Source organism: Tannerella sp. (genome assembly GCF_052170195.1).
Classification (GTDB): domain Bacteria; phylum Bacteroidota; class Bacteroidia; order Bacteroidales; family Tannerellaceae; genus Tannerella.
On sequence record NZ_JBQNAZ010000033.1, the window covers coordinates 1 to 15,072 of the forward strand.

At 47.8% G+C, this 15,072-nt stretch carries 12 protein-coding genes and 2 pseudogenes; 2 read left to right on the top strand and 12 right to left on the bottom strand.

What is annotated here, in order from left to right; genetic code table 11:
• Nucleotides 1-59: 59 nt before the first annotated feature.
• Nucleotides 60-218, bottom strand: a pseudogene (locus tag ACTTKA_RS09120) (transposase); the annotation flags it as partial.
• 62 nt (nt 219-280) lie between these two features.
• Nucleotides 281-442, bottom strand: a pseudogene (locus tag ACTTKA_RS09125) (ISL3 family transposase); the annotation flags it as partial.
• Between the two features lie 260 nt (nt 443-702).
• On the opposite strand from ACTTKA_RS09125, the gene ACTTKA_RS09130 reads away from it, so the two are divergent.
• Nucleotides 703-3,810: a glycoside hydrolase family 2 TIM barrel-domain containing protein gene (locus ACTTKA_RS09130; RefSeq protein ID WP_442724794.1), complete on the top strand. Its 3,108-nt coding sequence runs from the start codon at nt 703-705 to the stop codon at nt 3,808-3,810.
• Between the two features lie 228 nt (nt 3,811-4,038).
• Nucleotides 4,039-5,127 carry a retron St85 family RNA-directed DNA polymerase gene (locus ACTTKA_RS09135; RefSeq protein ID WP_442724795.1) on the top strand — a complete coding sequence of 363 codons (1,089 nt, stop codon included), beginning with the start codon at nt 4,039-4,041 and terminating at the stop codon, nt 5,125-5,127.
• 215 nt (nt 5,128-5,342) lie between these two features.
• On the opposite strand, the gene ACTTKA_RS09140 is transcribed toward ACTTKA_RS09135, so the two are convergent.
• The 10 genes from ACTTKA_RS09140 to prmA all read right to left on the bottom strand — a co-directional run bounded on the left by ACTTKA_RS09140 (nt 5,343) and on the right by prmA (nt 15,049).
• Nucleotides 5,343-7,052, bottom strand: a complete 1,710-nt coding sequence (locus ACTTKA_RS09140) for an acyl-CoA dehydrogenase family protein (RefSeq protein WP_442724796.1) — start codon at nt 7,050-7,052, stop codon at nt 5,343-5,345.
• 9 nt (nt 7,053-7,061) lie between these two features.
• Nucleotides 7,062-8,081: an electron transfer flavoprotein subunit alpha/FixB family protein gene (locus ACTTKA_RS09145; protein ID WP_442724797.1), complete on the bottom strand. Its 1,020-nt coding sequence runs from the start codon at nt 8,079-8,081 to the stop codon at nt 7,062-7,064.
• A 79-nt stretch (nt 8,082-8,160) separates the two neighbouring features.
• Nucleotides 8,161-9,048 (bottom strand): electron transfer flavoprotein subunit beta/FixA family protein, encoded by an 888-nt coding sequence (locus ACTTKA_RS09150; RefSeq protein ID WP_442713890.1) that lies wholly within the window; start codon nt 9,046-9,048, stop codon nt 8,161-8,163.
• A 456-nt stretch (nt 9,049-9,504) separates the two neighbouring features.
• A complete protein-coding gene (gene kdsA, locus ACTTKA_RS09155) occupies nt 9,505-10,317 on the bottom strand; it encodes a 3-deoxy-8-phosphooctulonate synthase (RefSeq protein ID WP_442713875.1) in 813 nt (270 codons plus the stop codon).
• Between the two features lie 21 nt (nt 10,318-10,338).
• Nucleotides 10,339-11,253, bottom strand: coding sequence for a tRNA (adenosine(37)-N6)-dimethylallyltransferase MiaA (gene miaA / locus ACTTKA_RS09160; protein ID WP_442724798.1), 915 nt, complete (start codon nt 11,251-11,253; stop codon nt 10,339-10,341).
• 592 nt (nt 11,254-11,845) lie between these two features.
• Complete coding sequence (gap, locus tag ACTTKA_RS09165) at nt 11,846-12,856, bottom strand: type I glyceraldehyde-3-phosphate dehydrogenase (protein ID WP_442713873.1); 1,011 nt, start codon at nt 12,854-12,856, stop codon at nt 11,846-11,848.
• 249 nt (nt 12,857-13,105) lie between these two features.
• Nucleotides 13,106-13,492 (bottom strand): hypothetical protein, encoded by a 387-nt coding sequence (locus tag ACTTKA_RS09170; protein WP_442724799.1) that lies wholly within the window; start codon nt 13,490-13,492, stop codon nt 13,106-13,108.
• Nucleotides 13,455-13,856, bottom strand: a complete 402-nt coding sequence (locus ACTTKA_RS09175) for a hypothetical protein (protein ID WP_442713871.1) — start codon at nt 13,854-13,856, stop codon at nt 13,455-13,457. The genes ACTTKA_RS09170 and ACTTKA_RS09175 overlap by 38 nt, the downstream gene beginning before the upstream one ends.
• A 10-nt stretch (nt 13,857-13,866) precedes the next feature.
• Entirely contained in the window at nt 13,867-14,094 is a 228-nt protein-coding gene (locus ACTTKA_RS09180; RefSeq protein ID WP_442713870.1) for a YtxH domain-containing protein, read from the bottom strand.
• An 88-nt stretch (nt 14,095-14,182) separates the two neighbouring features.
• Nucleotides 14,183-15,049 (bottom strand): 50S ribosomal protein L11 methyltransferase, encoded by an 867-nt coding sequence (gene prmA, locus ACTTKA_RS09185; RefSeq protein WP_442724800.1) that lies wholly within the window; start codon nt 15,047-15,049, stop codon nt 14,183-14,185.
• Nucleotides 15,050-15,072 lie beyond the last annotated feature (23 nt).

Here is a 15,072-nt window from a genome sequence, read left to right on the forward strand (position 1 = left end):
GGCTGATACCTCGTCAGAAGTGTCGGCCCTAATTTTTTACAGTCCTAAAAGTTTTGGCTCTATGTTGATTTGAGTGGGTAATGGAAATTCCTTCCTCCGTTTATGTAGTATACCATATCCATAAAGTTATTCACATTTGCGTATCCTCTAGCTCTTCTTTTGGCCAATTGCACTTTAGCGTTAAGACTTTCCAATACCCCATTTGTGATAGTTCCTTCCCGATGCTGATTTATGGGTTACCCACACGATTCAACACAGACCCAAAGTTTTACCGGACAGCAATAGTTCCCTTAGAAGAGATGAACCGGGATCCGTACTCAAAGTCAATCCAAATATGAAGCTCCCGAATATTGCTCTCATCAAGCAAACGAAACTCACTCTTAACCACTTTCCAAGGAAAAGATAAATTCAAACCAATAGAGAATAACATGTTCGTATCCATGAATGCAATTATACAACTTTTTTCCCGATGCTGATTTATGGGTTACCCACACGATTCAACACAGACCCTTTTTAATAGAATTTGTAAATAAAGTGTTTCGCTAAACAATTTCTGCAGGCAGAGCATTGGCATAATTGCCACCTGTCGTGTGGTTTTCAAACGTGCTGAATAGTTCGTTGTGTAGAAGATCAAGTGGAAAAAATATGTATCTTTACCCTCGATTTTTTACAAACAATTATCATTAATATAGTGAATGTACTATGAAGATTAAATTAACTGTTTGCGCTGTAGCGCTATTGAGTCTTAATCTTTTTGCTCAGAAAGATGAATGGCGAAATCCGAAGGTGAATTTTGTTAATCGTGCGCCGATGCACACGAACTACTTTGCGTATGAGTCGGAACGTGCCGCTTTGGAAGGCATCCGGGAGAACTCCGAGAATTTTTTAAGCTTGAACGGGCTCTGGCGGTTTTTCTGGGTGAAAGATGCGGAAGCTCGTCCGACGGATTTCTATCGGACAGACTATAACGACAAAGGATGGAACTTATTGAGTGTTCCGGGGCTGTGGGAATTGAACGGTTACGGTGATCCGATCTATGTGAATGTCGGTTACGCTTGGCGCAATCAGTTTAAGAATAATCCTCCGTTGGTGCCGACAGAGAATAATCACGTCGGGTCGTATCGTCGCGAGATCACGGTTCCTGCCGGGTGGAACGGCAAAGAGGTGTTTGCTCATTTCGGTTCGGTTACCTCGAATATCTATTTGTGGGTGAACGGGCAATACGTCGGATATAGCGAGGACAGCAAGCTGGAGGCGGAGTTTAACATCACCCGCTATCTGAAAGCGGGTAAAAATCTGATCGCTTTTCAAACATTCCGGTGGTGCGACGGCACATATCTTGAAGATCAGGACTTTTTACGTTTGTCCGGTGTAGGGCGCGACTGCTATCTTTACGCACGTCCGAAAAATCATATCCGGGACATTCGCATCACGCCCGATCTGGATAAGGATTATAAAGATGGTACGCTGACGGTCGACGTGACGATGGCCGGAGCCGGTGGCACGGTTCAGATCGATCTGCTCGATGCGGAAGGTAACAATGTCGCTTCGCAGGCAATGAAAGGTACGGGTGTGCAGCAAATGATTTTTTCGATAGCCGATCCGAAGAAATGGTCGGCAGAGACTCCTTACCTGTACAAGGTGGTGGCAACCCTGAAAGACGGCAGCGGGAAAACGCTTGAGGTCATTCCTGTCAGAACCGGTTTCCGCAAACTTGAAATCAAAAATGCCCAGTTACTGGTGAACGGACAACCCATCCTGATCAAAGGCGCCAACCGTCACGAGATGGACCCGAAGACGGCCTACTATGTTTCGCCTGAACGGATGCGTCAAGATGTGCAGCTTATGAAGGCGTATAACCTGAATGCGGTGCGTACATGTCATTACCCGGATGATAATTTGTGGTACGACCTTTGCGACGAGTACGGGCTTTACGTCGTGGCCGAAGTGAATTTAGAGTCGCACGGTATGGGATACGGTGAACATACGCTCGCTAAAAACCGAGCGTACGACATCGCACACCTCGAACGAAATCAGCGTAATCTTCAGCGCGGATATAACCATCCGTCCATCATCACGTGGTCGATGGGGAACGAAGCCGGCTTCGGGCCGAATTTCGAAGATTGTTACCGCTGGATGAAAAAAGAAGATAAGAGTCGTCCGGTGCAATACGAACAATCCCAACAAAATGAATATACAGATATTTTCTGTCCAATGTACCACAATTACGAACGAACGGAAGCTTACGCGAAGAGTGACGCGCAAAGGCCTATGATCCAGTGTGAATATGCTCATGCCATGGGCAACTCGGAAGGAGGATTCAAAGAATATTGGGATTTGATCCGTAAGTATCCGAAGTTGCAGGGAGGATTTATTTGGGATTTCGTCGACCAGTCCATCCACTGGAAGAATGCTGAGGGAACACGGATTTACGGATACGGTGGAGACTTCAACCGTTACGATGCGTCCGACAATAATTTTATGGACAACGGACTGATCAGTCCCGACCGTGTGCCCAATCCGCACATGGACGAAGTAGCCTATTTCTACCAGTCTATCTGGGCTACTGCCAAAGATTTGGAGAAAGGCGAGGTGAATATCTTCAACGAATACTTTTTTCGTGATCTCTCGGCTTACTGTGCCGACTGGGAGGTCCTTGTCGAGGGTGAGAGCGTGCAGACCGGACGTATCTCCGACTTGGCTGTTGCTCCTCAGCAAACGGAGACGATCCGTCTAAATTATGATTTTGCTTCGCTGCCGAAAGATCGGGAGGTATTGTTGAATATTCACTTCAAGTTGAAAAAAGCGGAAACCTTGCTTCCTGCCGGTCATACCGTTGCGCGCAATCAGTTGGTGATTCGTCCGTATATCGCGCCCGAATTGCGGTTGGCTAACGAACCGGAATGCAAGCACTGTCTTGTTACGACACCCGTCGTCAAAGACAATGACCTCAATTATTTGATTGTTCACGGAGAGCGTTTTGTGATTGAGTTTAACAAACACGACGGATGGATGAGCCGTTACTTCGTGAACGATGCCGAGATGATCAACGCGGGCAGCGCCTTGACGCCGAACTTCTGGCGGGCGCCGACCGACAACGATTACGGCGCCGACCTGCAAAACAAATATGCCGTATGGAAAAATCCGGAGATGAAACTGACGTCGCTCAAGAATAACGTTGCAAACGAGATGGTCGAAGTCGTTGCCGAGTATGACATGAAAGACGTTTCGGCCAAACTTCTGCTTACGTATCAGATCAACAATCACGGAGCGGTGAAAGTAACGCAAAAGATGACGGTAGATGCTTCGGCCGAGGTGCCGAACATGTTCCGGTTTGGGATGCAGCTGCCTATGCCGAAATGTTACGACCGGATCCAGTATTACGGTCGTGGCCCGATCGAGAATTATTCCGACCGCAACCACTCGACAGCCCTCGGGAAATATCGCCAGACGGTTGATGAGCAGTTCTACCCCTACATCCGTCCGCAGGAAACGGGTACGAAAACCGATATCCGCTGGTGGAAACTGACGACGATTCAAGGCGATGGTCTCGAGTTTGTCAGCGATCAGCCGTTCTCGGCTTCGGCTTTGCATTATACCATCGAGTCGCTCGACGACGGTGTAAGTAAAGATCAGCGTCATTCATCGGAAGTACCTCAGGCCAACCTGACGAACTTCTGCATCGACCGGAGGCAGATGGGGCTGGGCTGTGTTACAAGCTGGGGCGCTGTTCCGCTGGAAACGTATATGATGCCGTATGGAAACTATGAGTTTACGTTTATCATGCGTCCGGTTCAAGCGGTGTTTTAAGTGAAGAACTGAAAACTGAAAGTGAAAAGTGGAATCCTGCGAGAGTTTTTCTGTTTGAACAAAAAGAATTAACTTTGTCGCGAAGAAGGTGAGCAGATATTTTAGCAACTGAGAGGTGTAGTCGCCTCATTAGTTCAGGTGTTTTCATAGAAAAGCATATTTGTGCACAAATATGCTTTAAGTAAAAGCTCTCACCTTCTTTTTTTATGTTTAATTCCATTGATGAATATGACAGTCATTCTTGTAACCCTTATTGTTTTTCTGTGTGGTATAATCCTTCTCATCATCAGGGAGAAGAAGAAAGAGAAGAATTTATTGAACCGACATCTGTCGAATGATAATTCATTTCGTAACAGAACGGTTTTCTATCATGGAGGCATTTGGGGGATATGTAAGCAAACTGTTTATGACACGGAAGCATTGAAATGGTGCGCAACATTTCTGCATATCGGCGAAAAAGAACTTTCTTCTTTTCTGTATAATCCTTCCGAGTGGTACAATCTGTTCTGGTTAGCCAAAAGAGGAGGAGGATATCGCATGATCGCTGCTCCGAAGAAAGAGTTGAAGGCTGTGCATCGTACGATTTATGAGAAAATCCTGATCAATCGTGAGATTCATCCTTCCGCTACGGGTTTCCGCCGGAAGATGTCTATTGTGGAAAATGTGCGTCCGCATCTGGGGCATGCTCAGGTGCTGAAGGTCGACATACATGATTTTTTCGGATCGATACGTAAACATACTGTCCGAAGAGCGTTTAAGCAAATGGGTTATGAACCCGGTATAGCGAAGATATTGGCTGTCTTATGCTGCAAGTCCGGGAGACTGCCGCAGGGAGCACCGACAAGTCCGGCCCTAAGTAATATCATTGTGACCGGTATGGATGAACAATTAGCTGCCATCAGTCGGTCGGCCGGTTTGACGTATACGAGGTATGCGGACGATTTAACGTTCTCGGGGAATCTATCCTCTCATCATGCGTTTCTCGCAGAAGTGGAAAAAATAGTTGCAGAGCACAAGTTTGTATTGAACCGGAAGAAGACGCGCTTTTTAGAGATGTCGCATCGTAAGATTATTACGGGAGTATCCGTGAGTTCGGGCACAAAACTTACGATCCCGAAAGTCTTCAGGCGCGAGATACGCCAGCAGGTGTATCATGTACTGACAAAAGGGCTGGCTGAACATCAGAAATATATCGGTTCTTCCGATCCCGCTTATCTGAAACGTCTGACAGGGCGTCTTTCTTACTGGCATGCCGTCGAGCCGGATAATGCCTATGTGATTCGGTCGTTAAAAGCACTCAAAGAGTTGAGCCATTGAGTTGGCGACTTCTTTCATCTCGAAAAAAGGCTATATGTCATAACCGGGCGAACTGTTTCATTGCTTGCGGAATATGATCACATACGTTAGAATGCATCCTCACCCTTGTCCTTAGCGCCTTGCATTTCATCGATTCTTACATACCTAAAGAGGGTATGCCCAAACATTGCGTTTGGGTATACCCTCTTTTCATTGCTTGCTATGGCAACTTGTTTTTACCCTCTGCTGCGGTAGGCCTTCAAGTCTTCGATGCTGAAATTTTCGATAAACGAACGGATTTGGTGCATCTCCGCTTTAGCATAGTGGAGGTAGACCTGCGTAGAAGACAGGAACGAATCGTCTGTATGGGCGCTTTGGAGCAACAGGTAACCGAATACGCAATGCGTCGCTGCTTCGACCAGACGGCGGGCAAGGAAATCGAGGTATTCGTTGTCTTTCGCCTCGGTCACTTTCGTGACTAACTCCTCGTACGTATTGGTCATCGCAACAAGATCTTGCTTCAGAGACGAGAGCTCGGGTTTGTATTCCATCGCTTCATATTCGCGAAGTCTGGACAGGTACGTGCCTGTGGTGACGTGGCGAATGGCCGCAACGACTTGTAACTGTGTCGTTCCCTCGTAAATATTCGTGATACGTGCGTCGCGATAGAGGCGTTCGCAGGCATAATCTTTCATAAAGCCCGACCCGCCGTGGATCTGTATCGCATCGTAGGCGTTCCGGTTCGCAAATTCGGTCGACATGCCTTTGCCCATCGGGGTGAACGCATCGGCCAGCTTGGCGTATTTCTTCTGTTCCTGACGCTCTTCGGGCGTGAGTTTGCGCTCGCGAGAGATGTCGTCCAGCGCCTTATAGATATCGACGAAACGTGCCGTTTCATAAAGCATGGCGCGTACGGCATCGGTACGGGCACGCATCATGGCTACCATTTCGTAGACGGCGGGAAAGTCTAAAATGGCTTTGCCGAACTGCCGACGCTCCTGCGCATATTTGTATCCTTCCTGATAGGCCGCTTCGCACAGTCCCACGGCTTGTGCCATGATACCCAGACGAGCGCCGTTCATCAGTGCCATGACGTACTTGATCAATCCGAGCCGACGCTCGCCGCACAGTTCAGCTTTCGCATTGCTGAATACCAGCTCACAGGTGGGGGATCCTTTGATTCCCATCTTGTTTTCGATGCGGCGGACGTTCACGCCTCCGTTTCGCTTGTCGTAAATAAACATCGAGAGGCCGCGCCCGTCTTTTGTTCCTTCTTCCGAGCGGGCGAGCACGAGGTGGATGTCCGAGTCGCCGTTGGTGATAAAGCGTTTCACGCCGTTCAGACGCCAGCAGTTCTCTTTCTCGTCGAACGTGGCTTTGAGCATCACCGATTGCAGGTCGCTGCCGGCATCGGGTTCGGTCAAGTCCATCGACATCGTTTCTCCTTTGCACACGCGGGGGATATAGTGTTTGTGCTGCTCTTCGTTCCCAAATTCGTAAAGGGTTTCGGCGCAGTCCTGCAATCCCCAGAGATTTTCAAATCCGGCATCGGCGCGCGACACAATGTCGGCAGCCATGATGTAAGGCACGATGGGGAAGTTCAGCCCGCCGTAACGGCGCGGCATAGCCATGCCCATCAGTCCGGCTTTGCGCACGGTATCGAGGTTCTCCTGCGTGCCGCGGGCGTAGGTTACCCGTCCGTTGGCTACCGTGGGGCCTTCCTGATCGACGCTCTCGGCATTCGGAGCGATGACTTCGGCGCTGATCTCGCCGACCATCTCAAGCACGCGCTCGTAGCTGTCCATCGCATCGTCGAAGTCGATGGGCGCATAATCGTATTCGTCTTTATCTCTGAATTCGCGTTCCTTCAATTCCACAATCCGCCGCATCAGCGGGTGATGCAAGTGATGACGCAACGAGGGGGTATCTAAATAAAAGTTTGCCATGATATATCGTTATTTACTGTTCTTCTTGTAGTATTTAATCATTTTGGGGATCACGTTTTCAACGGTGCCGGTGATCACATAGTCGGCCATCGCATTGATCGGGGCGTTGGGATCGCTGTTGATCGAGATGATGATCGAGCTTTCCTGCATTCCCGCGATGTGCTGAATCTGTCCGGAGATTCCGCAGGCAATATACAGTTTGGGGCGTACGGTAACGCCGGTCTGTCCCACCTGACGGTCGTGATCGGTGAATCCCGCATCGACGGCAGCACGCGATGCGCCTACTTCGGCATGCAGTTCTTTGGCAAGATCGAACAGCAGCTTGAAGTTCTCTTTCGAGCCAACGCCGTAACCGCCGGCGACAACAATCGGCGAGCCTTTCAGGTTGTGCTTCGCCTTTTCGACATGGCGTTCGATCACCTGCACGACATAATCCGTCTCGGAAACGAATTGCGATACGTCGTGTTTGATAACCTTGCCCTGATAGTTGGCATCGAATATTTCTTTCTTCATCACCCCTTCGCGCACGGTCGCCATCTGCGGACGATGTTCGGGATTGATAATCGTCGCGACGATATTTCCGCCGAACGCAGGACGTATCTGGTAGAGCAGATTTTCGTATGTCTTGCCGGCTTTTTTGTCTTCGTGCTTGCCGATTTCGAGCGCCGTACAGTCGGCCGTCAGTCCGCTTGTCAGTGCTGACGATACGCGCGGCCCAAGGTCTCGACCGATCACGGTTGCTCCCATAAGGGCAATCTGCGGCTTCTCCTGTTCGAAGAGCTTAATCAGTATCGACGTGTGAGGCAGCGAGGTGTACGGGTCGAGTCTCTCGTCGTCGAACAGATGCAGTACATCCACGCCATACGGCATCACTTGTTTCTCCACCTCGTCGAGCTTGCTTCCCGCCACGACAGCCTCCAAGCCGCAGTTCAACTGATTAGCCAGCGAACGTCCTTTAGTAAGCAGTTCGAGGCTGACATCGGCAATCGTGCCGCCATCTATTTCGCAATATACAAATATGTTGTTCATTATGTATGGTATTTACATGTTTATTTTAAATGTAGTCATCATGTAGTTAACTAACTACTTTTACTACTTTTCTCTCCCTTTACCCGATCGTATGGTTACTGATTAATTCTCTCATCAATTCTTCGATATCGCCGTCCGATTCGGAAAACGATTTGTTCTCTTTCGTCTGGAAAACGATATTTTCGACCGTTTTCACTTTCGTCGGAGAGCCGGACAGTCCGCATTGTGCCACATCGCCGTTTACGTCGGCTACCGACCACTCGATGATGTTCAGGTACGGGCGATTCTCATACATCTCGGCATAGGGTAGCGCTGCACCGTTTTTCGTTTGCTCGGCCTTCTCCTGCGCCCCCAATGCCCGTTTGTACTTCTGTACTAATTTGGCGTTACGCGGGCGGCACGGTGCGGCCGATCCGTTGACCGTTACAACGATGGGCATCGGCGCTTCGACCGTTTCAATTCCTCCGGGAATTTTACGTTTGGCCGTGATCCGGTTGTTTTCGATCTTGACAATCTCTTCGGTGTACGTGATTTGCGTCAGTCCGAGTTTCTCGGCTACCTGAGGCCCTACCTGTGCCGTGTCGCCATCGATAGCCTGCCTTCCGCCAATGATCAGGTCGAACGAACCGATTTTCTTAATGGCCATAGCGAGCGCGTACGATGTTGCGAGCGTATCCGCCCCGGCGAATGCGCGGTCGGTCAGCAGGTAGCCGTCATCAGCTCCCCGATATAACCCTTCGCGGATGATTTCTGCCGCACGTCCCGGCCCCATGGTCAGGATGGTTACGGTTGTACCCGGATGTTGTTCTTTGAGACGTAATGCCTGCTCCAGCGCGTTGAGGTCTTCCGGATTGAAGATGGCGGGGAGCACGGCGCGATTAATCGTACCGTCTTCTTTCATGGCGTCTTTCCCGACGTTGCGGGTGTCTGGCACTTGTTTGGCCAATACAATGATCTTCATTCGTATATATTATTTTATGTGAATAATCGCTTGCGAATATATAGAGGGTCGTTACATGTTTTGGGACAACTTCGGAAACATGTTAAAGTGTCCGTTACAAACAGTTTCAACCTGTTTTTATCTCTGCGTTATCGATTGCAAAAGTAGTGAATGATTTCGGATTTCAAAGTTTTTTGCCTAAAAAGTGCACATCTGGAGCGTTTTTGTGCATAATGGGGGCTGAATATAAGAATTCTCGTGGCAAAGAGGCGAGACTGTGTTTCGTATCAAATCTTTGGTCTCTATTTTGGACTTCGGAAGTCCAACGATTCTCTTCTTGAGGTTCAGTTTTGGTCTTCGGAAGTCCAACGATGATGCTTTTAGGAGCATTTCGCTTTTCCGGGATAACATTTATATCGTTCCGGAGTAGCCCCGAAATTGTTACAAATAAATGCCCGGTGGGAGAGGGGAGAGTATCCGTTTTTATTTGTACGGATACCGTACAGCCTGACGTATCCGTACCAGTTTTGTCAGAAGGTTTTCCAGCAGATCGAGCGGAAGCATATTGGTTGCGTCCGACTTGGCCTGCGAAGGTTCGGGATGCGTCTCGATAAATAATCCGTCCGTACCTACTGCCACGGCGGCTTTGCCGATCGTCTCGATCATTTCGGGCAGCCCGCCCGAAATGCCCGACGTTTGGTTGGGTTGCTGCAACGAGTGGGTGATGTCCGTAATCACGGGAAAGCCGTATTGCTGCATCTTGGGAATACCGCGGAAATCAACGACTAAATCGGTATATCCGAAGGTGGTGCCGCGTTCGGTAAGGATCACGTTCGGATTGCCTGCATCCACCACTTTCTGTGCCGCATACCGCATTGAATCAGGTGCAAGAAACTGCCCTTTTTTGATGTTAACGATCTTTCCGGTCTTTGCCGCGGCGACTAACAGATCGGTCTGGCGGCAGAGGAAGGCGGGAATCTGCAACATATCTACATAATCGGCTGCTAATGCGGCTTCATGCGTTTCGTGTATGTCCGTAACGGTCGGAATATTGAACGTTTCGCCCACCTTGCGCAGGATGCGTAGCGCTTTCTCGTCGCCGATACCCGTAAACGAATCGATGCGCGAACGGTTCGCTTTACGGTAGGATCCTTTGAAAACGTAAGGAATATCAAGTTTCCGGGTGATGTCGACAATCTTTTCCGCGATACGTAACGCCATCTCTTCCCCTTCGATGACACAGGGACCGGCCAGTAAAAAGAAATTCTTCGAGTTTGTTAATCGTTCAATAGTCATTGTGATATGATGTTTGGTGAGTCAATTCATAAGTGCCTTGCATCGGGCAATTTTCTCTTCCGTCGACCATGCTTGATCGATCCAGTGAATCGTGAATCCGCGCCGTTCCATACCGCGAAACCAAGTCATTTGCCGCTTGGCAAACTGATGAATGGCTGTTTCTAATTGTTCGACCATTTCGCGGTAGGTTAACTTGCCGATCAGATGCAGAGTGATGAATTTATATTCGAGACCGTAGTAGATCAGGTCGTCCGGTGCGATACCCGAATCGAGGAGTGCCTGTACTTCTTCGAGCATACCTTGTTCGAGGCGTGCATGAAGCCTTCGGGTGATACGTTGACGTCGCAACCCGCGATCAATATCAAGCCCAATAATCAGACTGTGTATCGGCTCGAACTCGTTCCGATCGGGTGCCTGCGTGAGATAAAACTCTTCGATTTCGATGGCTCGGATGGCACGCTGAGCACTGTCTACATCCGTTTTGTTATGCAGCGTTTTGTACGAGGACAGCATCGTTTCAAGCTCTCGGAGCGACTTGCCTTTCAGCGATTCGCGCAACTCCGGGTTGGGTGGCACATCGAGCAGCTTGTAGCCTCTGAGTACAGCTTCGATATACATGCCTGTCCCTCCACACAAAATCGGGGTGATACCTTTCTGTTTGAGATTGTTGAATAGATGGAAAAAATCGTGTTGATACCGGAAGACGTTGTATTTCGTACCCGGTTCGCAAATATCGATCAGATGGTGTGGAATCTTTTTCGCTCCGACGGTATAGTCGTCCAGATCTTTGCCTGTTCCGATGTCCATCCGACGGTAGACCTGACGTGAATCGGCACTGATGATCTCAGTATCTAAATCCGTAGCCAATGCTGCGGCAAAACTTGTTTTGCCGCATGCGGTTGGCCCTAAGATTGTAATCAGTTCGTATGTTCTCATTCTACGGTTGTACAAAAGTACGGAGAAAACCGGAGATCCCCAAATCCGACGAACCGTTCACCCGTGTGTTGACCGTCATTAAAAGAACATATTATAGCAGGCGGTAAACTTTTGTTTTTTTACTTTTACCTCTGCTCCACTTACGTCATGCTCGACGTTTGCACTCTTTTCGGATGCTTCTATCCGAATCTCTTGACCTTCGCAATAATAATCCCTGTTCGCATAGAGCTCATTCTTTGCGATGTCATTGTTCTCTGTTGAAGTCTTTATAAGACTTTTTGAAAAGAATTTTTTCATCGCTTCTGAATTTTAAAATTAAACATCGGATGAAAATAGCCCGATAGCTTTTCCATCGCTTGTAAATATAACACCCCAAAGCCCGATTGGTTACTTATAAGTCTCGTTTTTTGGTTTATTTATTTTTTTTTAATGGTTGGGGAGGGCGAATTTATTAGGCAATTGATGGCTTTATGGGCCCTGTTTCGGCTTTTCCGGAGCGGCTTTTCATTTCTTTTGTTCCTAATATATAGAAAGGGTGTATCAAAACATTGTTGACACACCCTCTTCTCTGTTTTGTGAATCGAAAAACGGGTTATCCGTTTACTTTCGCCATGTGGGCAATCAGATCGAGCACTTTGTTCGAGTAACCGATTTCGTTATCGTACCATGCGATCACCTTCACGAATGTATCTGTCAGATATACTCCGGCGTTGGCATCGAAAATCGAGGTCAGTTCGCAGCCAAGGAAATCAGAAGAAACGACAGCGTCTTCCGTGTATCCCAGAATACCTTTCAGCTCGCCTTCTGCAGCTTCTTTCATAGCTTGGCAGATAGCTTCTTTCGTAGCCGGTTTTTCCAGATTGGCCGTCAGGTCGACAACCGAAACGTCCAAGGTCGGTACGCGCATGGAAATACCCGTCAATTTACCGTTCAACGACGGAATAACTTTTCCTACGGCTTTAGCCGCACCGGTCGAAGACGGGATGATGTTGCCCGAAGCAGCACGTCCGCCTCTCCAGTCTTTCAACGAAGGACCGTCTACGGTCTTTTGGGTTGCCGTCGTGGAGTGAACGGTTGTCATCAAACCTTCCTTGATACCAAACTTGTCGTTCAATACTTTGGCGATAGGAGCCAGACAGTTGGTCGTACAAGAAGCGTTCGATACGAATTTTGTTCCTTTCTCGTATGCATTGTGGTTCACCCCGCAAACAAACATGGGCGTATCGTCCTTCGACGGAGCCGACATCACGACGTATTTTGCGCCTGCGTCGATATGTCCCTGAGCTTTTTCTTTTGTCAGAAACAGACCGGTAGACTCTACTACATATTCGGCGCCTACTTCATTCCACTTCAGGTTAGCCGGATCTTTTTCTGCGGTTACGCGGATTGCTTTGCCGTTGACGATCAACTGGCTTTTTTCCACGCTGTACTCAACAGTTCCTTTGAAGCGACCGTGCATTGTATCGTACTTGAGCATGTAAGCCATGTAATCTACCGGACAGAGGTCGTTAATTCCAACGATTTCAATGTCATTTCTTGTTTGGGCAGCACGGAACACAAAACGTCCGATACGGCCAAATCCGTTAATACCTACTTTTGTCATTGTTGTATAATTTTAAAAAGGTTTGAAATATAATGTCATTTTAATTTTTCTGTTCAACAGCCACAAGGCGTGGCACATGATGCACATATCGATAATATGCTGGCGATCATTGTTGAAACCATGATAATACGCTTCATGTTTAATCTTTTTGCCTTGATTTTTACAAGCGCAAAGGTATGAATTTTTTCTTGTTTGAAGCCTGTTCGGGAAGAAAAACATGCTTCATAACATAAATTAATTCTTGGCCGTTCACTTTCTCTTTAAAGAGAACAAATTTCCGATCCATTTCTTAGCTCGCCTGATGCCCCACGCAATGAGCAAAGGTTGTGCCAATTCCCAAGCATAAGGAATGATACCGGTTCCTAACGACAAGAAATCGGCCGGTCGTAACGACGAAAGCGAAGCCACAGAAGGAACGGGAGAAAGAGCGGCGGCTTTTTTCTTCTCCGATTTGGAAGAACCGGATGTTGAGAAGAGTGCGGAGATGCCCGAGAAGAGGAGACGTCCTGCATTTTCACGCATATACAGAGCCTCTTCATTCAGTTTTTGCTCCTGTATCCGACACAACAGGCGAAGACGCTGTCTCTCATTCTGTAATTTACTCAGTGGGGTTTGCTTCAGAGATGTCTTGTTCATCGGTTTCATCGGTTTTATTGTCATTGGCAATCAATGCCGCAATTACGGTATTTAAAACGAAAGTCTGGATTTTATCCTTGAAAAGAACGACTACTCCAATCATCAGGAGATAAATGCCCACCACGATTGAGAAACCAATCCCTTTCGAGTGAAGCCATTCGCCCAGAAATAAACCGAGCGCAAGAAAAATAAAAAGACTCAGGAAGAATCCAAGTGTAAGTAATATCAGGCCATACGCAAGGACAGCGATGACTTTTCCTGTCCGTTCGTACGTTCCTAATTTGAGCAGTTCAAATTTTAATTCACCATAGGTGGTGAGGTCTTTTTTTAGTTCTCGAAAGAAATGCTCTGCATTCATTTTCATAAAGAAAGAATTATTTTACTTCGATTACCTGAGCATCTTCGAGCGCTTCATGTATATGGCTCTCTTTGAATTTGGAAACAGCTGACTGAAATCCGTCTTTTACTTTCCCAATCATCTCGTTTAATTCGTCGAATAACGGTCCTCTTTTTTCTGTTGCGGCCAAATAGCCTATGGTTACCCCTACTGCGGCTCCAATCACGAGGCCTAATAGTAATTTCGGATCTGCATTTCTGTTCATAGCGGTTATATTATAAGAATGTGAATACTTCTACAAATATCGCATTTTTTTTAGTAATTCAAATTCTATGAGCGTGATTTAATATTATTTATGAATTGCCGTTGTTCGTGTTTTGGGTTCGAACGACAGTCCACTGATTGCGGGAGGTATGCGAAAGGAGTGTCAGCCCATTCTGCCGGCATTCTTGCTCTATCGCGGGGATATCTTCTTCGTAGAATCCGCTCATGTATAGATGGCCTCCGGGTTTCAGTACCGGAGCATAGTAGCGGATGTCGTTCAGCAGGATATTTCGATTGATATTGGCAAAAATATAGTCGAACATGCCGCAGTGTGGAAGGAGTTCTGCTCCGCCTTGTTCTATCCGTATATCGAGCGTATTGTTGAGCCGGCAGTTCTCAATTGCGTTTCGGTATGCCCACTCGTCAATATCGATTGCGACAACACGGTGCGCTTGTTTGCGAGCGGCCAAAATAGCGAGTACGGCCGTTCCGCATCCCATGTCGAGTACCTCCTTGCCGTGCAGGTCGAGCGTTAGCATCTCACAAAGCATGAGATAGGTGGTTGCATGATTGCCTGTCCCGAATGCCATTCTGGGGTCGATGATGATGGTCTGTTCGTATCCTTCTTCCGGCTGATGGAATGATGCACGGATAAGACATTGTTTATCGATACGGATGGGCTGGAAATAATTTTTCTCCCATTCCTCGTTCCAGTTCCGGGCTGCGATAGATGTGTACGTATGATGAATGACCGTGCCTTCGAGCGGGAAAGCGGAAAGGCAATTCGTCAAGGTGTCAGGCTGAAAAGCGGAAACGGGAATATAGGCTTTCAGTCCGTTTTCGTCAGCGACAAAACTTTCAAACCCGACGGCTCCCAGTTCGGTCGCCAAAATATCGTTGATCACTTCTGTAGCTACAGACGAAGTGTAGCCGAATTGAAATTCGTAATAATCCATAGAGCATAATTAATCAGTCCGAC